The sequence below is a fragment of the Streptomyces sp. NPDC001415 genome (assembly GCF_053597395.1).
Map to the genome: position 1 here is coordinate 102,245 of NZ_JBSFIE010000012.1, position 18,944 is coordinate 121,188.

General features: G+C 68.9%; 19 protein-coding genes and 3 pseudogenes. 6 read left to right on the forward strand and 16 right to left on the reverse strand.

Features of this window, described 5'->3' with window-relative positions; all coding sequences use genetic code 11:
- Window positions 1–45 precede the first annotated feature (45 nt).
- The 6 genes and pseudogenes from ACWC2B_RS18530 to ACWC2B_RS18555 all read right to left on the reverse strand — a co-directional run bounded on the left by ACWC2B_RS18530 (window position 46) and on the right by ACWC2B_RS18555 (window position 5,057).
- Window positions 46–522 (reverse strand): hypothetical protein, encoded by a 477-nt coding sequence (locus tag ACWC2B_RS18530; RefSeq protein ID WP_450717755.1) that lies wholly within the window; start codon window positions 520–522, stop codon window positions 46–48.
- 56 nt (window positions 523–578) lie between these two features.
- A complete protein-coding gene (locus ACWC2B_RS18535) occupies window positions 579–899 on the reverse strand; it encodes a hypothetical protein (protein WP_450717757.1) in 321 nt (106 codons plus the stop codon).
- Between the two features lie 361 nt (window positions 900–1,260).
- Window positions 1,261–1,563: a hypothetical protein gene (locus ACWC2B_RS18540; RefSeq protein WP_450717759.1), complete on the reverse strand. Its 303-nt coding sequence runs from the start codon at window positions 1,561–1,563 to the stop codon at window positions 1,261–1,263.
- 359 nt (window positions 1,564–1,922) lie between these two features.
- Entirely contained in the window at window positions 1,923–3,416 is a 1,494-nt protein-coding gene (locus ACWC2B_RS18545) for a DUF4246 domain-containing protein (RefSeq protein ID WP_450717761.1), read from the reverse strand.
- A gap of 203 nt (window positions 3,417–3,619) precedes the next feature.
- Window positions 3,620–3,790, reverse strand: a pseudogene (locus ACWC2B_RS18550) (IS5/IS1182 family transposase); the annotation flags it as partial.
- 172 nt (window positions 3,791–3,962) lie between these two features.
- The gene (locus ACWC2B_RS18555) at window positions 3,963–5,057 is read right to left on the reverse strand and encodes a serine hydrolase domain-containing protein (RefSeq protein WP_450717763.1); all 1,095 of its coding nucleotides are present in this window, start codon (window positions 5,055–5,057) and stop codon (window positions 3,963–3,965) included.
- Between the two features lie 210 nt (window positions 5,058–5,267).
- Here ACWC2B_RS18555 and ACWC2B_RS18560 point away from each other — a divergent pair, with 210 nt between their 5' ends.
- Window positions 5,268–6,023 carry a helix-turn-helix domain-containing protein gene (locus tag ACWC2B_RS18560; protein WP_450717765.1) on the forward strand — a complete coding sequence of 252 codons (756 nt, stop codon included), beginning with the start codon at window positions 5,268–5,270 and terminating at the stop codon, window positions 6,021–6,023.
- Window positions 6,024–6,187: 164 nt separating this feature from the next.
- Here ACWC2B_RS18560 and ACWC2B_RS18565 read toward each other — a convergent pair.
- Window positions 6,188–6,439: pseudogene (locus ACWC2B_RS18565) on the reverse strand (leucine zipper domain-containing protein); the annotation flags it as partial.
- A gap of 94 nt (window positions 6,440–6,533) precedes the next feature.
- Window positions 6,534–7,268: a TetR/AcrR family transcriptional regulator gene (locus tag ACWC2B_RS18570; protein ID WP_450717767.1), complete on the reverse strand. Its 735-nt coding sequence runs from the start codon at window positions 7,266–7,268 to the stop codon at window positions 6,534–6,536.
- A gap of 152 nt (window positions 7,269–7,420) precedes the next feature.
- Here ACWC2B_RS18570 and ACWC2B_RS18575 point away from each other — a divergent pair, with 152 nt between their 5' ends.
- Window positions 7,421–8,875, forward strand: a complete 1,455-nt coding sequence (locus ACWC2B_RS18575) for a serine hydrolase domain-containing protein (protein ID WP_450717769.1) — start codon at window positions 7,421–7,423, stop codon at window positions 8,873–8,875.
- Between the two features lie 32 nt (window positions 8,876–8,907).
- Here ACWC2B_RS18575 and ACWC2B_RS18580 read toward each other — a convergent pair whose 3' ends face one another.
- Window positions 8,908–9,327 carry a hypothetical protein gene (locus ACWC2B_RS18580; RefSeq protein WP_450717771.1) on the reverse strand — a complete coding sequence of 140 codons (420 nt, stop codon included), beginning with the start codon at window positions 9,325–9,327 and terminating at the stop codon, window positions 8,908–8,910.
- 182 nt (window positions 9,328–9,509) lie between these two features.
- The gene (locus ACWC2B_RS18585) at window positions 9,510–9,902 is read right to left on the reverse strand and encodes a hypothetical protein (protein ID WP_450717773.1); all 393 of its coding nucleotides are present in this window, start codon (window positions 9,900–9,902) and stop codon (window positions 9,510–9,512) included.
- Window positions 9,903–10,368: 466 nt separating this feature from the next.
- Here ACWC2B_RS18585 and ACWC2B_RS18590 point away from each other — a divergent pair, with 466 nt between their 5' ends.
- Window positions 10,369–11,010, forward strand: coding sequence for a histidine phosphatase family protein (locus ACWC2B_RS18590; RefSeq protein WP_450717775.1), 642 nt, complete (start codon window positions 10,369–10,371; stop codon window positions 11,008–11,010).
- Window positions 11,011–11,133: 123 nt separating this feature from the next.
- On the opposite strand, the pseudogene ACWC2B_RS18595 reads toward ACWC2B_RS18590, so the two are convergent.
- A pseudogene (locus ACWC2B_RS18595) lies at window positions 11,134–11,349 on the reverse strand (hypothetical protein); the annotation flags it as partial.
- A gap of 231 nt (window positions 11,350–11,580) precedes the next feature.
- Here ACWC2B_RS18595 and ACWC2B_RS18600 point away from each other — a divergent pair.
- From ACWC2B_RS18600 to uppS, 3 genes are read left to right on the forward strand one after another with little or no spacing between them, the layout of a single operon-like run.
- The gene (locus ACWC2B_RS18600) at window positions 11,581–12,183 is read left to right on the forward strand and encodes a DUF6230 family protein (protein ID WP_450717777.1); all 603 of its coding nucleotides are present in this window, start codon (window positions 11,581–11,583) and stop codon (window positions 12,181–12,183) included.
- Window positions 12,180–12,569: a DUF6114 domain-containing protein gene (locus ACWC2B_RS18605; RefSeq protein WP_450717779.1), complete on the forward strand. Its 390-nt coding sequence runs from the start codon at window positions 12,180–12,182 to the stop codon at window positions 12,567–12,569. Before ACWC2B_RS18600 ends, ACWC2B_RS18605 begins: the two co-directional genes overlap by 4 nt.
- Window position 12,570: 1 nt before the next feature.
- On the forward strand, window positions 12,571–14,442 hold the full coding sequence (uppS, locus tag ACWC2B_RS18610) for a polyprenyl diphosphate synthase (RefSeq protein ID WP_450717781.1): 1,872 nt from the start codon (window positions 12,571–12,573) through the stop codon (window positions 14,440–14,442).
- 108 nt (window positions 14,443–14,550) lie between these two features.
- Here uppS and ACWC2B_RS18615 read toward each other — a convergent pair whose 3' ends face one another.
- The 5 genes from ACWC2B_RS18615 to ACWC2B_RS18635 all read right to left on the reverse strand — a co-directional run bounded on the left by ACWC2B_RS18615 (window position 14,551) and on the right by ACWC2B_RS18635 (window position 18,899).
- Window positions 14,551–15,036 carry a class I SAM-dependent methyltransferase gene (locus tag ACWC2B_RS18615; protein ID WP_450717955.1) on the reverse strand — a complete coding sequence of 162 codons (486 nt, stop codon included), beginning with the start codon at window positions 15,034–15,036 and terminating at the stop codon, window positions 14,551–14,553.
- Window positions 15,037–15,183: 147 nt separating this feature from the next.
- Complete coding sequence (locus tag ACWC2B_RS18620; RefSeq protein WP_450717783.1) at window positions 15,184–16,410, reverse strand: acyltransferase family protein; 1,227 nt, start codon at window positions 16,408–16,410, stop codon at window positions 15,184–15,186.
- 205 nt (window positions 16,411–16,615) lie between these two features.
- Window positions 16,616–17,569, reverse strand: coding sequence for a transporter (locus ACWC2B_RS18625; protein ID WP_450717785.1), 954 nt, complete (start codon window positions 17,567–17,569; stop codon window positions 16,616–16,618).
- On the reverse strand, window positions 17,566–18,474 hold the full coding sequence (locus ACWC2B_RS18630; RefSeq protein ID WP_450717787.1) for an ATP-binding cassette domain-containing protein: 909 nt from the start codon (window positions 18,472–18,474) through the stop codon (window positions 17,566–17,568). Before ACWC2B_RS18630 ends, ACWC2B_RS18625 begins: the two co-directional genes overlap by 4 nt.
- Window positions 18,471–18,899 carry a GntR family transcriptional regulator gene (locus ACWC2B_RS18635; protein ID WP_450717789.1) on the reverse strand — a complete coding sequence of 143 codons (429 nt, stop codon included), beginning with the start codon at window positions 18,897–18,899 and terminating at the stop codon, window positions 18,471–18,473. The genes ACWC2B_RS18630 and ACWC2B_RS18635 overlap by 4 nt, the downstream gene beginning before the upstream one ends.
- Window positions 18,900–18,944 lie beyond the last annotated feature (45 nt).

Sequence of the window (18,944 nt, forward strand, 5' to 3'; positions counted from 1 at the left end):
GAGCCTCACCCGACGCGCTCCCCTTCGAACCGGGGCTACATCGGCTCACTCGTCCAGGTCGGTCAGAGCCCAGCGGCGGCGGCCACCGTCTTCCCGGTCGGTGTCCGTGCCACAGGAGACGACACCGAGCGCGGTCACCTCGCGCAGCAGGTCCTCGCCCTCGGGGCCTTCGGGCGCGGGACCGCTCTGGTGGGACAGGATGAGGATGAGGGCTTGGTGGTTCTGGTCGGCCAGGTGCAGGCTGATGCGCCGACCCCCATCGGTCAGCGCTGCTCGGGCCAGGAGCACGGTCAGCGCCGTGATGTCCGCTTCCCGTTCATGGTCCAGCCGGTAGCCCCACTCCGTCAGCTTCGTGACGACGTGCCGGCCTGCCTTGACTGGTGACCAAGGAGCGTTCTCCAGCGTCCAGTTCGCCGCCCTGCGGTTCGCGATCCGCGCCGCAAGCCGCGGCCGTACGAAGACGGAACCGGTCGTGGCGCTCTCGGGTCTCGCGCCCGGTGTCCATAACAGAGCCAACTCCACCCGGTGCCTGGCCCATCCATCTCTTCCAACAGCAGCCACGCGTCCGGCGTACTGGGTCATCGTGAAGCCCGCGAGGCTGCCTCAGCCCACAGCAAGACCGTCCCGGCGCCGAACACCACCAGATGCACGGACAGGGTGCGCCACAGCCGCAGCAGCGCAGCCAGCACACCCCCGACGATCAGGATCCACGTCGCCGTCCAAGCGAACTCCACCCCATACCCGGCCTGCTGCACCAGGTCCTCCCGGCTGGGCGCACCGAAGGACAGGCTGCTCATCATCATGCAATAGACGAGCCCGGCCATGGCCAGCAGCCCGAAAACACCGGTCGCCACGGCACACGGCATGTCCGCCTGACGGCGGGATCGCATCGCGCTCATCCGCCGATCCTGCCTGACAGGCCCCGGACGCACATGAGTACCCGTACTCACCTCGCAACGGCCGGAAAGGCTTGGGGCACCGGCGCCTGCCGGGCCCGTTCGTCTGCCCGGCGCCATAGGCCAGGACGGGCCGGGCGACCGGAGGCAGGCTTCGCCGACGCGCCGTTGTGATCGCAGCTTCAGCTACCGAGATACGCGGCGAGAACAGCCGAGGCTGCGGCCGTCATGAGGCACGTGTCCGCTATCCACGCTCGCGTCACGCTCCGCACCGCGAGAACCGGATCGGACCGCTTCCCTACGGCTCGCCGGTAATCATTGACTGTCCTGGCCGCCCTCGTCGTACTCCCCACCCAGCGATCCATCAATGCTCCGCCGAACACGGCCGGATACACCGCCGCCCGTCCCCGCACCGGATGACGAGCGACCCCCTCGCGTCAGCCGCCGCCTCCACGACAGCCCTGCACGGGATCCGGTAGGTGAACAACGGGTTGATGACCGCGATCTGCTCCCCCAGCACGATTCTGGCACCCAAGATACGGCGGGCGAGCGCCACCGTGAAGAAACAGGCAGACGCCCCGCTCAGCGGGCCCGACGCCGACCACGAGTGGACTTTCGCATCGAGGAAACAGACGAGACCGAAGAGCCCGAAGAACAGCGTGAACACCCATGAAAGCACCACCGTCGACTTCCTCCGGAGTACCCCACGCCCCTCAACCCCCCGGCCTCCCACAGAAGACAGACCGTCGTCCAGCGAGCAGGCGTGAGCCGTGCCGGTCAGGAGATTTCCAACGCCCGCCCCGGGGCAGCCCAGCTGCGTCCACGCTCCCCAGCCGGCGAGCGACGCTGACGGCGGCCCGCCGCTGTTGGGCAGCGGGTCCACCACGAACAACAGCGCGCCGATCCACTTCGCCCTACTACAGGACAGAGCGTCGCCATCTACCTGTCGCAGTCGGCCCAGGCCGTCAGGGAGCGCGTTCCAGGCCGGGTGAGGCGTGCGGTGTGAGCGGTGTGGCGTTGGCCGGCTCAGTGCTCACAGAGGGAGAACTCTCGCTCGTAGAGCTGCTCGTTGTGTTCGTCGACGAAGAACTTCCGTTCATGCATGAGCTGTTCGCGGTAGCCCTTGGCCTGCTCCAGCGTCATGGTCGAGGTGTCGGACCATGGCTGCTGCTGCGGTATGTCGGAGGTCGAGACGATGCGCTTCGACGGGTCGACCAGGAAGAACGCAAGGATTTTGCGGTGTCCCGGCCGGGTGGGGTCAGCGAGGCGGAACGAGCCGACGCGGTGCTGCAGGATGTTCGGGAACGCCAGGCAGCGGCCCGCCGGTGTCGATGCCGAACCAAGGACCTGGTTCAGTGGGTCCTCGTTGTCCAGGCCATAGACGTCACTCACGCCGGTGTCGTCGTTCTGCTCGTAGTCCGGGTCGTCGACCGCGGCCCGGAAGCTCAGTCGGCTTTGGGTGATGTTCTCACTGTCCCAGTAGTAAATGGCGGTCGAGACGATCCGCTCGTTCATCATCCCCTCGACATGCCAGGAGCCACCTGCGTACTCCGGCTTGTCCGGGGTGAGTTGAATGGTGGCGAGCTTGGCTATGACCTGGAGACGCCGACCGCGCAGGTCCACCCGAGCGGTGTCGTCGGGTGCCGTGGGAGCCCTGAACTCCGGGGCGTCCGGAACGACCGGGCGGCGGTTGGCCCACCAGTCGTCCATGGCTTCCTCATATGCGGCGTACGCGTCTGCGTCGTCGCTCTCGGGGGCGACCGGCTCGCCCTCGTCGTACCAGGAGTACGGATCCGCCTTGATCCGCGGGGGCCGCGGATGGCGCAGATCGGTGAGCACGTTCTCAAGGAGCGGGAGCATGCGGCCGAACAAGTCCGGTAGTACGGAGGCAAGTTCGCGGTGCTCCACGGGGTGGACGTTGTTGACGTACGAGAGGAAGGAAACGTCGCCGTCGTCACCGACCTCGATGTCCGTGGGCAGCCACTGGAACTTCTCCGAGAATTGGTACTTCGTCCAGTGGTTCTTCGCTGGGCTCTCCCATGCCCGCTCGGGCCCGCCGCTCACCTCACGCACGTTGCAGAACAGCGAGGGGTGAACCAGATCCAGTACCTGGCCGTCGGATCCCGGATGCCAGTCCTGCTCCGCTTCAGGGACCTCTTCCAGAACCCGGACGGCCTCCCGCAACCGGGACCTGAGCTCGTCGTCGATCAGCGAGTCCGATTGCCACACGCCGTCGACGGCGGACACCTCGATGCCCGTACGCCCGTCCCGCAGCTCGGCGTAGTAAGCGAGTTCGGCGAGCACATAACGAATCTGCGCCTCCGTCATGCCCTGGTCGACCGCTTCCTGCGTCCACCTGGCAACAATTTCCGAGTCATTCATCTTGGCGAACCAGTCCGGCTTCGACCGTATGTGGGCGCTGCACTCGATCATCTCCAGTTCCCGCCGGGTTCTGGGCGGCGACATCGACATCGAATGGGAAGTGGCGAAGGGCAACGGGAACGCGGCCAGGTCAGTCAACTCTCCAGGTCCTTCCAGGTGGTGCGTGGTGGCGGGAAGGCTACTCCAGCGGACTGACACACCCCCGTACCGCGCAGCCGCTCCATGCTGTTGAGTGCCGCTCAACAGGAGCATGGGGGGGGCCGTGGAGGGAGCGCGTGATCGATCTACGTGGCGCCTGCAGCGGCCTGGTGTCTGTGCGGGTCCGGCTCAGTGAACCTCCTTCATCCTGAATAGCTGCAGGTGAGGAGGGTGTGGACGGCGGCGACGCATCTGCCGATGCGGTTGGTTGAGCAACGTGCCTTGCGGAAGAGGCGCCATGTCTTGAGTCGGGCGAAGGCGCGCTCACCAGGTGCGCGCAGGCGGGTGTGGTCACGGTTGTACGGCTGGTAGTGATGTCACCACCCCCACGACGAGGTGCTCTGCCATGTCACCCACCCCTCTGGCCAGGCTATTTCACTCCCCAGGGACAGGATGAAAGAGGTTCACCGAGGCAGGACGCCGACGGCTTGCCCCGAGCGGTTCCCAGCGGGCGTCAGACAGGTCGCCGGGTGCCTGGCGGAATCGTCACACGGTGGGTGTGATGGCGCTATCCAGGGCCTGGACGAACAGGTCGAGCGGCGGGCATCCCCAGTCGCCGTTGACGTTCATCGCGGCGATTTGCCGGCCATCCTGTGCGCCGTACAGGTAGGACCAGTTGCCGGTGATCATCCCGCCGTGCCCGAACACCCGGGTGCCATTGGGCAGTTCGACGGAGGACAGGCCCAGACCGTAGCTGTAGCCGTCCAGCCACTTGCCGTCCGGGACGGGCGTCATGGTGAGCATCTCGTCCAGTTGCGCCGGCGGCAGCAGGCGGCCGCCCAGCAGGGCGCCGAGGAAGGTGATCAGGTCGCCGGTGGTGGAAATCAGCTCGCCGGTGGCAAAGCCGTAGGTGGCGTCGAGCTCGGTCACGTCGTGGGCCGGTGCGTCGGGTTCCTGCAGGGTCAGGCGGGAGTAGCTGTGGGTGTGCGGGCCGCGGAACCTGGTCTCCTGGTTCGCCAGATACGTCGAGTCGAGCTTGAGCGGACGCAGGATCCGCAGATCGAGCACGTCGGTGTAGGACATGCCGGTGGCTTTCTCGATGATCATCCCGGCGAGGACGAAGTTGGTGTTGGAGTATGAGAATTCCTGGCCGGGCTCGAACTCCGCCGGGTGGGCGAGGGAGATCTTCACCAGTTGCTCCGGGGTCCACCGGTCGAAGCGGTGCGCCAGCAGTTCGGGGCTGGCGTAGCGGCGCAGCATGTCGGCGTCGAGGGTGAAGGCGAACAGGCCGCTGCGGTGGCTGAGCAGGTGCCGGACCGTGATCCGGGTGCCGTCGTGGCCGTTGCCTTGGATCAGGCCGGGCAGCCACTTCTCCACGGAGTCGTCGAGGTTCAGCACGTATTCGGCGGCCAGTTGGAGGATGACGGTGGCGGTGAAGGTCTTGGTGATGCTGCCGACCCGGATCTGCTCCTCGGCCAGTCGCTCGCGGCCGGTGCCGTACTCGGCAGTGCCTGCGGAGCCGAACCACTGCTGGCCGGAGCGGCGGATTTCGGCGACCATCCCCGGGAAGCCGTGACCGGTGACGGCGGTGTCCAGGACCTGCATGACGGGGGCGGTGGCGGTGATCTGAGTGGTGGTCATCTCGGGCTCCTCCGGTAGTGGCCGCGTTCTTCGCGACACGAGAAAGGCTATGTTGCGTTCACTAAACTGGCAATTGAAGATCTGGCAAGAATCTCTATCTGTGCAGCTAGAAGGCCATGAATTCTTGCAATGAGCTTGCCAATGAATGCAAAAGTCGCGCCGCACGTGTTGCAATGAAGCGGACGTGGACGCAGCAGGAGGAGGGCACCCGTGCCAGGAGGCAGACTGAGCCAGCAGGAACGCCGGCAGATCGCGACCGGCCTGGCCGAGGGACTCTCCTACACCGAGATCGCCAAACGACTGGAGCGGCCGACGTCCACCATCACCCGTGAGGTGATGCGCAACGGCGGCCCCATCGCCTACCGGTCCGACCGGGCACAGCAGGCGACCGAACGCCGGGCCCGCCGCCACAAGCCGACGGCTCCCGCGACGGCAGCGGCCGTCGGCTCCGACGCCTTCGGGCGCGACCTGGCGACGGTGCACGCGTACGCGCAGCGGTTCACCGAACTGCTGGTGGCCACCGGCATCCCCAACATGATGGCAAGCGTGCTGGCCTGCCTGTACACCTCCGACGCCGGCAGCCTCACCACCGCCGAACTGGTCGAGCGACTGCACGTCAGCCCGGCATCGATCTCCAAGGCGGTCCGATACCTGGAGGGCCAGGAGCTGATCCGGCGCGAGCGGGACGCCCGGGAACAGCGGCGGGACCGGTACACGATCGACGAGGACGTCTGGTTCCGCGCCATGCTGGCCAGTGCCCGCATGAACGCCGTGCTGGCCGAAGCCGCCCAGGAGGGGGCCGACTTGCTCGGTGCCGACACGCCCGCGGCAACACGGCTGGCCAACATGGGCCGCTTCCTCGACCGGGTCGGACAGGACCTGGTCCGCTCCGCCGAGCACTGGCGCGAGGCCTTGACGACCGAGCGACACACAGACACCCACTCGCCGGGCCGCTCGCGTTCGTAGCGGCGGATCACGGTAACGGTCGGGCGGTCGGGCGGTCGGGCGGTCGGGCGGTCGGGCGGTCGGGCGGTCGGGCCAGGCAAGCCGGTTGAGCCGGTGGCGGGTGAGGATGCGGTGCACGGTCGAGGGCGGCAGTCGCACGATCGGGCCGATCCGCGCGGGCCCCAGCTTTCGCACCGCAGGTCACAGACTCGGTCTTCCACCGCGGACGGTGTCCGGTGCGGGGTCCTGCCCGGCCTGCTGGACCGGTCGGCCAGCCCCGTATCGCCTTCGCTCTTCCAGCGGCGGACCCATGTGCAGGCCGTGGGCCTCGATATGCCCATCTCGGCTGCGACATGCGCGACGGGGCGGCTCGCCAGGACACGTTCGACCAGCAGCCGCCTACCGAAGACGGTCAACCGGGCATTACGGCGGGACACGAAGACCTCCGTGCGGTGAGTTCCTAGACAGCTCCCACCGCACCGGAGGTCTTCGCCGTGTTCAAGACCTACCGCGTGTCAACAACGCTTGTGATCAATACGCCTGGGGCGTGAGTCGGGCCGCCAGACCGTCGAGGACCCGATCGAGGCCGTACGCGAAGTTGTCATCGCGGATCCGCTGCGGGTGCACGTCCTGCTGGGCGGAGCTTCCGGCGCGGAGCCGCGGGTGCTCCCGCGTGGCCTCGTCGAAGGCCGGTCGCAGGCCCGCCACCCACTCCTGCTCGGTCTTGCCGCTGCGGGCGATCAGTGAGAGGTAGGCGGCCTCGGCGGTCGCGATCCCGATGACGTACGCCATGAGTGTGCCCATGGCCTGGTCCATCTCGTCCGCGGGGAAGCCCGCCGCCTCGAACTGTGCGAGCAGCGCCGACGACATCCGCATGGCGTTCGGGCCGATGTGGACGAGGCCGACCTGGCCCAGTTCGGGGGCGATCCACGGGTGGCGCAGGGTCATCGCCCGCAGCTCGGTGGCGGCGTGCGTGACGGCCGCGCGCCACCGGGCGCCCTCGGCGGCGGTCGGTACGTCCGGTTCGCCGTAGACGTCGTCCACGACCAGCTCGATCAGCTCGTCCTTGCTGGCCACGTGCCGGTACAGGGAGGTGGCCGCCGCACCCAGGCGGGTGCCGAGCTTGCGCATGCTGAGCTCCCCGACGCCCTCCGCGTCCAACAGGCGGATCGCTTCGGCGACGATCTGCTCGCGGGTCAGGTGTTCCCGCTGCCGGGGGCGCGGCCGGGTCCACACCGAGGTGGTCGGCTTCTCATCGGCTGGCATGCGGCCCTCGTCTCTGCTCGTCCCACGGCCATCGTCCCCACCAGGCTAGCGCACGCTGTACGCACCTTGCGTACGGCGTTACGTCATGCGTACAGTGTTCGCATCGAGAGAACGTCGTACGCAACGGTCGTACGCAACAGATGGGGGCTGACATGTCGAAGAACGTGAGCTGGGACGCGCAGGGCACTTGGGAAGCCCAGGGTGACTGGGGGACGAGGGACTCGACGGGCAGGAAACTGGACCTCGTCCACTGGCAGAACCGCCTCGACGCACTGCGCGCCAAGCACCACGTCCCGGCCGCATCCCTCGCGGTCCTCGTGGACGGAACCGTCCACGAGTTGGCCAGCGGCGTCCTCCACCGCGGCACGGGCGTCACAGCAACGACCGACTCGGTCTACCAGATGGGGTCGATCGCCAAGATCTACACCGCCACCCTGATCATGCGCCTCGTCGAATCGGGGCGACTGGACCTGGACGCGCCGGTCGTGGACGTGCTGCCGGAGTTCTCGGTCGCCGACCCCGAGGCCACCAGGACGATCACCACGCGTCAACTGCTCAGCCACACAAGCGGTCTCACCTGCGACTTCACCTACGACAGCGGGCGCGGCGACGACTGCCTCGCCAAGTACGTCGAGGCCGCGAAGGACGTGGCGCTCGACTGCCCGCCCGGCACCGCGATTTCGTACAGCGGCATCGGGTACAACGTGCTCGGCCGGATCATCGAGGTGGTGACGGGCCAGGTCTGGGACGAGGCCCTGAAGGACCTGCTCCTCACCCCGCTCGGCCTCACGCACACGATGACGCTTCCCGAGGAGGCGCTGCGGTTCCGTGCGGCGATGGGGCACCTCGGCGAGCCGGGCCAGGAGCCGGAACCGGCACCGTCCTGGGACCTGATGCCGCGCTCGGCCGGTCCCTACGGCAGGGTCATCGCCACCGCCGGGGACCTCGCGCGCCTCGCGCGGATGCACCTCGCGGGCGGGGTGGCGGAGGACGGCACGCGCGTGCTGTCCGAGGAGAGCGTCGCGCTGATGCAGCGCCGTGTGGTCGACTGCCCCGACAAGTGGACGGTCAGCTCGGACGGTTGGGGCCTGGGCTGGACCCTGTACGACTGGAACGGCGTCCAGGGTTACGGCCACGACGGTGCCTCCATCGGGCAGTACGGCTATCTGCGCGTGGTGCCGTCGGCGGGTGTTGCGATCGCGCTGCTCACGAACGGCGGCGGTGCGCGTGAGCTGTACGCGGCGCTCTACCGGGAACTCCTCGCCGAGTTGGCCGGTGTGACGATGCCGGCGCCCTTCGCCCCGCCGGCCACGCCGCCCGTGGTCGACTGGGCTCCGCTCGTCGGCACGTACCGGCGCGAGGGCGTGGTCATCACGGTGACGGAGCGGGACGGGGCGGGGCACGCGCTCTACGAGTTCGTCGACGGCATGAAGGACTTCTCCGAGCCCCTGGACATAGACCTGATTCCGGTGACGGGGACGGTCTTCGCGGGTACCGGGGTGGGCGCGGCGTTCAGCGAGGACTACATGCCCGTGGTCTTCTCCACGCTGGAGGACGGCACGGCCTGCGTCTACATCGGTATGCGCTGCGGCCCCAAGGTCGCCTAGAGCCTCTCCAACCCTGATCCGCCGGACAGGCCCTAGCTGGGCAACCGGTCGCGCCAGGCACGAATCCGTACCGCGGCGGCTTCCAGGTCACCGGCCAGAACGTCCGCCTCGGCCCGGGTACCCGGTGGCGTGCCACCATTTCCGCCGAGCACCGCTTCCACATCACGCGGTTGCTCGACCAGGCCCACGAGGAGCTGGCGCAGCTGCGCGACGCGCAGAGCGGCACCACCTCCGAGGTGGCCCGGGAACTGCTGGAGCACCTCAGTCAGAGTGCCGAGCTGATCGACCGAGCCGTGCTGCATACCGCCGCCGCGGCCGTCGCGGCCGGGGTGGCGCTTGAGGAGGTGGCCAAGTGGTCCCGCCTGCCCGCCGAGAAGCTGTCGCAGGTGCTCGCCGCAGGCCGCAGCGAAGACCGACGCCGAGGGCTGCCGAGCCAACGGCCCTGGCGCCACGGGCCGACTCTACGTCCGAAGAGCATGCCGAAAAGGAGCGCCCCGGCATCCGGAAAGTACAGGAGTTCGCGCTCGGCCAGCTCTACCACTGCCTCAAGAACCGCCGGCTGTTTGACGAACTCGCCGCTTTCCCACCTCCGGGCGAAGCCCTTGGTGCGGCGGCCGCATAGGCCGAGGAGCGATCAAGCCGGAGGTTTCACCCAGGGAGCCAGACGTTCCCCGACTGCGAGGTTCTCGCGCCAGTACCGGAAGACGGTTCCCTGAACGATGTCGAGCTGCCCGGCCGCAACCAGGCCGGAAGCGAGACTCGGCCCGCCCGCATCGGCTTCGAAGGCAACTAGTACGGGAGGTGCCTCGCCGACCTGCCGGGCAATGAGCTGGACCTCGTCAGGCGTCGGCGCACGGAACACAGGATCCTGGAAGGCGGCCGGGCACGTGACAAAGACAGGGTCGCTGAACACCAGCTCCAAGCCGTGGACATACGAGATGTCGTGCCCGGCGCCCAGACGCAACCGTCCGGGGTCCCAGGCGACAATGTCCCAGTCCCACCATGACCCTTCGGGAAGCTCGATCACGGCTCGTTGCCCGCCCTGAACCGCGCCGTCAATCGGGAATCACCAACCCAAGCTCACGCAGCCGCGGAAGGCAGACCTCCAGGCACGCCTCCAGAGAGACGGAGTCCGTGCGAACCAGGAGATCATCCCGAAGCGGAGCCCCGCTCGCGACGAAGGTCCAAGGCTTCGTCGCATCGCGTATGCGCTCGGCGTCAACCTTGAACAACACCGTCACACCCTGCTCCGCCAACGACTCCATGACCCGCGCCACGTCCATCGCATCCCCACCCCCTGCCTGAATTCGAACGGCCAGAAGGCTACACCGGCCTCTCAGGACCCGGCTTGACCGCTTGGCACCGTGAGGTGTCTACCGCCTCGCCAGCACCCGAGCCCGAGCCGAAGAACCCGCTTGAGGGTTCTGAGCCGTCTCTTCCATAGTTGCGGACCGCAATCAGGCAGGACGCCACCTACAGGAAGGCACGCACTGATGCGCACTCTCTACGTCGTCACCCATCCGGAGGCGACGCACCACGTCGAGGGAGTCGTCGGCGGATGGCATGACTCGAAGTTGACACCCGCCGGCGTCCGCGCGGCCCTCTCCATCGCCCAGACGTTGCGGGCCCAGGTCCCCAACGGCGCCCAGGTGGAGCTGTTCTCCTCGGATCTGCGGCGCACCCTACGGACGGCCGAGAAAGTGGCCGAACTGTTCGGCGTGAAGCCGATGATGGACCGCAGGCTGCGGGAGAAGTCCTACGGTGAGGCGGAGGGCAAGCCGCAGGAGTGGCTGGACCGGCGCTTCGTCCCACCGCCCGCTGCCGGAGAGCGAATGGACCACGACGAAGGCGTGGAGGGCTCCGAGACCAAGGCTGCGTGGGCGCAGCGCATCTACGCAGCAACGGACGAGATCCTGCAGAGCCCTTGCGAACATCAGATCATCGTGACGCACGGCGGCTCCCTGACATTCGTCGTGGCGTCCTGGATCAAGATGCCGATCGAGTCGGCCGGCTATGCCAGTTTCCGGGCCCCCGCCGGGAGCATCACCACGCTCCGCGAAGATGACTTCTTCCACAACCGCCAAGTCGTCAGCCTCGGTGACACCCGTCATCTCCACTCCGCCAAAACTGGCTGAACTCACCCGACCCACCTCCACGGGCAGCCGGCGGTCACGATGCCGAAGACCTGAGCCAAAATCGACAATGCTGAGGGTACGGACGGAGCTGATCAGAACTGAGCGCTGGCTGCCGGGTTCAGTTCAAAAAGTGGTCCGGATGTGAGGCACCGTCTCCAGGCGGTCCAGGCGGTCCAGGCGTTCGTAGAGGGCGCGGATGAGGCGGGCGCGGTTCTGGACGCAGTTCACCGTGCCTTCCAGCCGCATGGACAGCAAGTCTTCCGCCTCACGGAGGACGACGTCGGCGAGTGCCCTGAGGCCACGGCTTTCGGGCAGCCGGCTCGCGCGGCGCCGTACGTCACGCGATCACGCCCCGTCGCCCGTGCCGTGGGCTGGTCCCCGGCCTTTGCTGCTCCAGCGGTTCCGCCCTTCGCTGCTGAGGCTCTGCAGGCCGCTCGCCCTTGGCTCTGTCTCCGCATAGGGCGATGCTTCACGGCGGGTTGGTCTGTCCACCCGGCCGAAAGCGACTGTCGTCGTGATCGGATCGGTTTGCGGCGGTACCTGGGCGCGTGACGGTCGTTGGTACAAGATGTGACCAATAACATCGAATGTCTGACTGGGAGGGCAGGGCGCACGAGCAAACTGCGCTTCGCCCTGGCCCTTGCTCCGTTGTCCATCGGCGCCACCACCCTGCTGGCCGGAAGCGCGGCAGGCGCGGTCTCGGTGGCCTTCGCCGGCCAGGTGCCGGTCACGGTGCACGCCGAGCGGGTCTCGGGCTCCGGCCTGACGGCCTCCCCGGCGGCGTCCGGGCGTAGCGGGCTGCTGCCGGCTCTGGCGACGCAGATGGAGCACGCCAGTGTGGAGAACGTCTGCGTCACGTCCACCGCTCAACTGCCCGTCATCGGATCATTGACCGCGGTCGTCCGTGTCAAGCAGGCCTCCGCGACCGGGCTGACGGTGCAGGCAGGCACAGCATCCGCGCGGTCCGTCTCGGTCTCCGGTGCAAGGCTGACCACTCCGCAGCTCTCCCCCACCGGGCCCACGGGCCTGTTCAGCATCGGCGCGGACAAGGTCACCGGCGAGGAAGTCCGTACCGAGCCACGGGCGTTCACCGCCGGGACGATCACAGCCAGCGGAGTCTCCGTCGACCTCCAGCGCGGCACGGGCGGCTGCGAGCGGGAGGGGCGCCGGTGAGTATTGCGGCCGTTACCGATGGGCGGCGGGGCTGGCGGGAATGGCGCTCCAGCCGCCCGTTCGCCGCGGGGCTGTTGCTGGGTCTGGGCGGCCTGGAGCTGATCGGTGTCTCATGGAGCGGCCTGGGGTTCTTGCGCTTCACCGGGACTGCGGGGGCCGCCTCCTGGGCTTTGGGGGCGTTGTTCATCGTGGCGGGGGTGACGGTCTGGCGGACTCCGCCCCTGCGCTACTTCGCCGGTGTCCTGGCCGGGGTCCTGTCCCTGGTCAGCCTGGTCGCCGCCAACCTCGGTGGCCTACTGCTCGGCTTCCTGCTCACCGCTGTGGGCAGCGCGCTGGCCGTGGCCTGGATCCAGCAGCAGCCTGCCGACGACGAGAAGGACGCGTGACATGAGCCCTTTCGCTGTGCTGCCCGCCCGCCGGGGATCCCTCTACCGCGGTTGCGGCATTCATGATCCCGCCCTGCGCCGCGGGTACGAGACGTGCCGACGCGGCATCCGCTCCACCGGGGAGATCGAGTACGCCGTCTCGCTGCTGCTGCCTGCGCCGCTGCGGCTCGCCGTCTGGGCACTGTACGGGGCGCTGCGGGCTGTCGACGACCTGGTCGACACGGCCGATACGCAGACCGGTGAGGCCGTCGGCGCGGGGCGGGCCGAGCGGCTGGAAGGCTGGATCGCGGCGTTCGACGCGGATTTGCGCGAGGGCACCAGCAGCGACCCGGTCCGGCTCGCGCTGCTCGACACCATGCTGACGTGGAACCTGCCGCCGGAATTCCTCCACACGCTGTTCGAGGAACTACGCCAGGACGTCCACGGTCGGCACTTCGCCACCTGGCAGGAATGGCGGCGCTACAACAGCCTGGTCAACACCCCGTTCGTGCTGCGCACTGTCTCGCTGCTGCTGCGGGCAGCGGGCCTGTCTACCGAACCCGAAGCACTCGGCGCCGCCCTGCCCGATGCGGCCGCGGCATGGCAGACCGCGGTCGACGCCGTCTACCTCACCGACGCCCTCGTCGACCTCGCCGAGGACCTCGACCGCGGCCATGTTCCGCTGCCCCAGGAGGCCCTGGACGAAGCCGGCGTGCGGCCCGCGGACCTGTTGGACCGGCGCAGTACCCCGGCCTTCGAACGCCTGGTGCGTGACATGGCGGACCGGGCCCGGGCCTGGTTCGACCGCACCCTCCTTCCGCCTGTGCTGCACCCGGCCGTCGGTATCGCCCTCGGCACCTACACCAACCTGTACCGGCTCCGTCTGACCAGCCTGGCGCGTCACCCCGCCGCGCTGCTGCACCACAGGCCGGCACTGCCCCGTCCGGCCCGCATGCGGCTGCTGGCCCCCGCCCGCGCCCGCGCCGCACTGGCCTGCAGCCTGTATCCGTTCACCCTGACGGCCGGCCCGGCTGCCGCCTCCCTGCCGTCGCCGTCCGACCCGGTCCGCGGCCTGGCCGCAGAGGTGAAAGCACGTGCCGCGCAGCGCCCTCCGGTCACCGCACCCACGCCCCACCCATCCGGCGCCCGCCCACCGAAGGTGCCTGCCCCGGCCATGCCGCGCCACGTCGCGATCGTGATGGACGGCAACGGCCGCTGGGCCACCGCCCGCGGCCTGCCACGGACCGAGGGCCACCGCGCCGGCGCCGATGCCCTGATCGACATCGTCCACGGAGCCCTGGAAATCGGCCTCAAGTACCTGACCGTGTACGGGTTCTCCACCGAGAACTGGAAACGACCCGCCGCCGAACTGCAATCGCTGATGTACGAGATCCCGCAGGTCCTCAACCGCCTGCACGACGGCAGTCAGCCCCTGGACGTGCGCGTACGCTGGTCCGGACAAAGCTCCCGGCTGCCGGCCGACGTCATCGACACGCTCCTCGAAGCCGAACGGGCAACCAGCGACTGCACCGGACTGACCCTGACGGCCTGCGTGAACTACGGCGGCCGCTCCGAGATCACCGCTGCCGCGGCGCAACTCGCGCGCGAGGCTGTGGCCGGACACGTCGACCCGGCCTCAATCTCTGAGTACGCCTTCGCCCGCTACCTGCACGTCCCCGACCTGCCCGACGTCGACCTGCTCCTGCGAACCGGCGGAGACCAGCGCACGTCCAACTTCCTGCCCTGGCAGGCCACCTACGCCGAACTCCTCTTCCTCGACACTTTCTGGCCCGAAACAGACCGCCGCGACCTCTGGCGAGCAATCGAACAGTACGCACACCGCACCCGCCGCTACGGCACAATCCCCCGACCCCCCTCCCCGGCGCCCGCGTAGACAGCGTGACCCTGCCTGGTGTCGTGCCGGGGCGTCGTGCTGGTAAACGTCAGTGGACCCGCGCCTCCATCACCGGTACGCGGCCAGAGCCATCCAGGGCCCCGCGCATCAGGGTCCACGGACTGTGCGGGTCGCCCTCACCGGCCAGCACCAGCCGGCGCAGCGCATCGGCGTGGGCCACCCCTGCGCTATATGAATTGCGGATGAGGGTCGACGTCGCGTCCGGGTCACTCCACCACAACGCGAGGCACCCCCGGGGCACAGGGTCCGCAGCGCGGAGCGGACGGCGCGTGCGGGGTCGGTCCAGTGCCAGGACTGGGCGTAGGTGACGAGGTCGAGCGAGCCGTCGGCCAGCGGCAGCCGGATACCGTCGCCGCGCACCAGCGGGACGCCGGGCAGCTCGCGCCGGAACTGCGCCGCCATGCCGGCGCCCGGCTCCACGCCCACCACCAGGGCCCCGCGCTCCTGCAGACTGCGGGCGGCGATGCCTGTCCGGTGCCCACGTCGGCCACCGCGGCCCGGCAAGCCGCAGCCCGCTGAACTCCTCCACCGTCTCGAAAACAGCCGCGGGATACGACGGCCGGTGCACGGCATACGCACCCGCGTCCCGGCCGAAAGCCAGACCGCGTTCACGGGCAGGCAGCTCGTACGTCATGCACCGGCTATTGCGCAGACAGCCACCTCGGACCAGGGCGCTCCCTCGGCCACCGGCGCGGGCCAGCAACCAGGTGCCGGAAGGAATCACGGACGTACGCGATCTCCCGGACGCGTCCCGTCCAGCGGGCGACGGGCGGCGGGTGGTGTGGGCCGGTCTGGGTCGGTGGGGTTGGGGCTGGGGTTGAGGGCGGTGGTGAGGTGGCGGCGGAGCAGGGGGCCGAATTTCTGGTCGACCAGGCGGTTCAAGGCGGCGGCCAGCAGTAGGGAGAGGAGGAGTCCGAGAGCGATGGAGGGCAGCAGGCCGAGGCTGGGGAGGGTTTTGAGGATGCCGCGAGTGAGGGGTATGCCCAGGCTCTGGTGGACTAGGTAGAAGGGGTAGGTGAGCGCGCCCGCATAGACGAGGGCTCGCCACTTCAGGTGGCGCAGCGGGCCCGGGCCAGCCAGGGCGAGCAGGACGAGGAAGGCGGTGAGGACGGTGGCGCTGATGGGCCAGCTGGAGTTGGTGTGTGTGGCGACGCGGTCGTCCAGGACGGTCAGGGTGTAGCACCAGGCGAAGCCGGCCAGGAGCCACAGGAGCAGGTTGGGTCCGAAGCGGTGCATCAGGTAGAGCGCGATACCGGTCACGAAGAGTCCGGCGTACTGGCTGAGCAGGAACTCGTCCAGGACGGTGGAGTGCAGTTCGCGGCCGATGCAGGCCAGGACGAGCCAGAGGAAGCCGAAGGCTATGGCACGCCGGTAGGTCAGGCCGATCAGCAGCAGTACGCCCATGAGCAGGTAGAAGCGGGCTTCCACCCACAGTGTCCAGGCGACGCCCGCGGTGAAGTCCAGGCCGAGCGGGCTGGGGATCATGGTCAGGTTGCCGAGGGTGGTGCGCAGGTCGGTGGGCGCTCCCGAGCGCTGTCCGGCGAGCACGGTGACTGTCCCCATGACGACGATGATCAGGACGACGGCCCAGTACAGCGGGAAGAGCCGGGCGATGCGGGAGACGGCGAACTGCGCGGAGGTGCGGTCCCAGCAGCTCATGCAGATGACGAAGCCGCTGATCAGGAAGAACGCCTCGACGCCGAGCCAGCCGTAGCCGCTCACCGCATGGATGAGCGGTGCTGCCTGCGGCAGGTCGTATGCCTCGCCCCAGAAGCGGGGGGTCGGGGTGCCCAGGTAGTGGTAGGCGGCTACGGCGGCTGCCGCGAGCATCCGCAGCCCGTCGACCGCGGCCAGACGCCCGCCCCCGGCCGGCACACGGGAAGTTCGCTGTCTGACGGCTTGGACCAGCCGGGGCAGGATGCGGGCGGCTGGGGTGCGTACGGACACGGGGAGACTCCTGTGGCCAGGCGGCCGGTCGAAGAAGGCCGCCTTGTAGAGGGAACTGGGGAATGCCAAGGTCGGCATCGTCGGCCGTTCCTCGTCCGCGGGGGCGAGTTGCTCAGCTTCAGCTCCTGCGTCTTTGGGCATGGCGACATGGCCTCCTGGCGCAGGGGCTGAATGGGGCTGAAAAGAGAAGGAAGGAAGCGGAGGGTCAGATTCTGCGGCGCAGCAGCAGGAGCGTGGCGACGATGAGCAGGACGGCGAGGCCGCCGAAGAGGGCGGTGTCGATCCACTGGAACGCCCAGTAGTCGCTTACCGGGCTGGCGTCGTAGAAGCGGGCGACGTAGCCGTGCTGGGCCATGCACTGCCGCAGTTCAGGGCCGGAGGGATAGGCGCAATTGAGGACGTCCTCGCGTCGGCCGGAGGCGGTGAGCAGGCCGTAGTGGCCCGTCGACCATTTCGCTCCCATATCGGGCTTGGGTTGTGAGCCGGTGCTGATGTAGGTGTGGGGCGGCACGAGCAGGCGTGTCCGGTGCAGCCATTCGACGAGGGCGGTCAGCAGGGTGGTGGCCAGCAGTGTCAGGGCCATGCCGGACAGCACCCGGCGCACGAGTAGACCGGCCAGGGTGCCGGCGGACAGGCCGAAGAGTGCGGCGGCGAGGGTGCGCGGTCCGGAGCCGCTCAGCGCGACGGTCTCGTACCAGAAGACGCCGTAGCTCCGGTCGGCGGCCGGCTGCCACCACCAGGAGAACAGCAGGGCGAGGAGCCCCGAGATCACGACGGTGCCCGCGGCGGCCAGAGCGAACCGTCCGGCGAACCACTGGGCGCGGCTGATGCCCTGGGCCAGGACCATGCGGGAGGTGCCCAGTTCGCGGTCGCGGCCCAGCAGGGGTGCGCCCCAGAACACGCCGATCAGGACGGGCAGGGCGATGTTGAGCACGCCGAGCGCCTGAAGGGGTCCGACGTCCAGCTTCAGAGGCATGCCGTCGGCTCCGGAGCAGTACAGCGGGCCCGTTTCGCAGTGGTCGAACAGGCCGCTCTCCAGGCTGGACACCATCCCGGAACGGGAGAACACCGCTATCACAGCGGCAGCGGCCAGGACGAAGCCGGCGCACACCAGGAGCGTGCGCTGCTGGCGCCACGCCAGCCACAACGAGCCGTTCACGCCGCCACCTCGGCATTCCCGGAAGCGGTCCCACGGGCCTCGTCGCCGGCTTGGAGGTATCCGAGCAGGATGTCCTCGAAGCTGGGCTGTCTCACGCGCCAGGCGGCGTCGACCTGGCCGTGGCGGCGGATCAGAGCGCTGAGCTGCCTGCCGCTGGTGCGGGCGTGCACCACGGTGTGGTCGTTGAGGGATGCGGCCCCGTCGCGGTGTCCGGTCACCACGCTGTGGGCAGCGCACAACTCCTCGGCGTCCTCGCTCAGTTCGACGCGGCCGTCCCGGAGCATCACCACCCAGTCGCAGGTCTGCTCCAGCTCGGGCAGGACGTGCGAGGACACGACGATGCTCACCTCGCGCTCGGCGACCTCCGCCATCAAAGTGGCCATGATCTGCCGGCGCACCAGCGGGTCGAGTTCGGCCAACGGCTCGTCGAGCAGCAGCAGTTCGGGGCGCTTGCCCAGCGCCAGGGCGAGGGCCACGCGGGTGCGACGGCCCGGCGACAGCTCACCCACGCGGGCAGTGAGGGGGATGTTCCCCTCGGCCACGACGCGCTCGGCGGCGCCCTGGTGCCATGCGGCATTGAGCTTGCTGCCCATGCGCAGGGTGTCCGCCACGGTGAAGCGCGGGTAGAGGGGCTTGTCCTGGGTGAGGAGTGCGACCTTGCCGCGTGCCTCGGCCGTGCCCGGCACCGCGCCGAGAACCCGGACCTCCCCCGCGGTCGGGCGCAGCAGCCCGCCCGCCAGGTGCAACAGCGTGCTCTTGCCAGCGCCGTTGTGTCCGACGAGCGCGGTAATGCGGCCTCTGGGCACGGTGATCTCACAGTCCCGCAGGGCCCAGTCGCCCCGCGCGCGGAACCGGTGTCCCAGCCCCGTGGCACGCAGCGCGCACTGCGCGGTCGCGCCGGTCATATGTCCTCCTGAATGTGCTCCCGGTCGCCCGGGATCTGCTCATGTTCCTCAAGGGCGGCGGTGACCAGGGCGAGGATGTCGGCCCGCTCCAGTCCCGCCGCCCGCGCCCGTGCCGTCCAAGCGGCGAGCTCCCTGCGCAGCGGGGAGTCCTCTTGCACCCCCGGCCGCTCAAGCGACCGCCGCACATAGGTGCCGAGACCACGACGCGCCTCGACCAGACCCGCACGCTCCAGCTCGCGGTACGCCTTGAACACCGTGTTCGGGTTGATGGCAGTGGTCTCCACCACTTCCTTGGCAGTGGGCAGCTTGTCCCCCACCCGCAACGTGCCCATCCGCAGCGCCTGCTCGGTCTGCTGCACGATCTGCACATAGGCCGCCACCCCGCCGCCACGGTCTATCCGGTACTCAATCACGTCACCTTCCATGCTTTCACTAATCGAGTAGTGAAAGCATGGATAGAGGGGGCCACC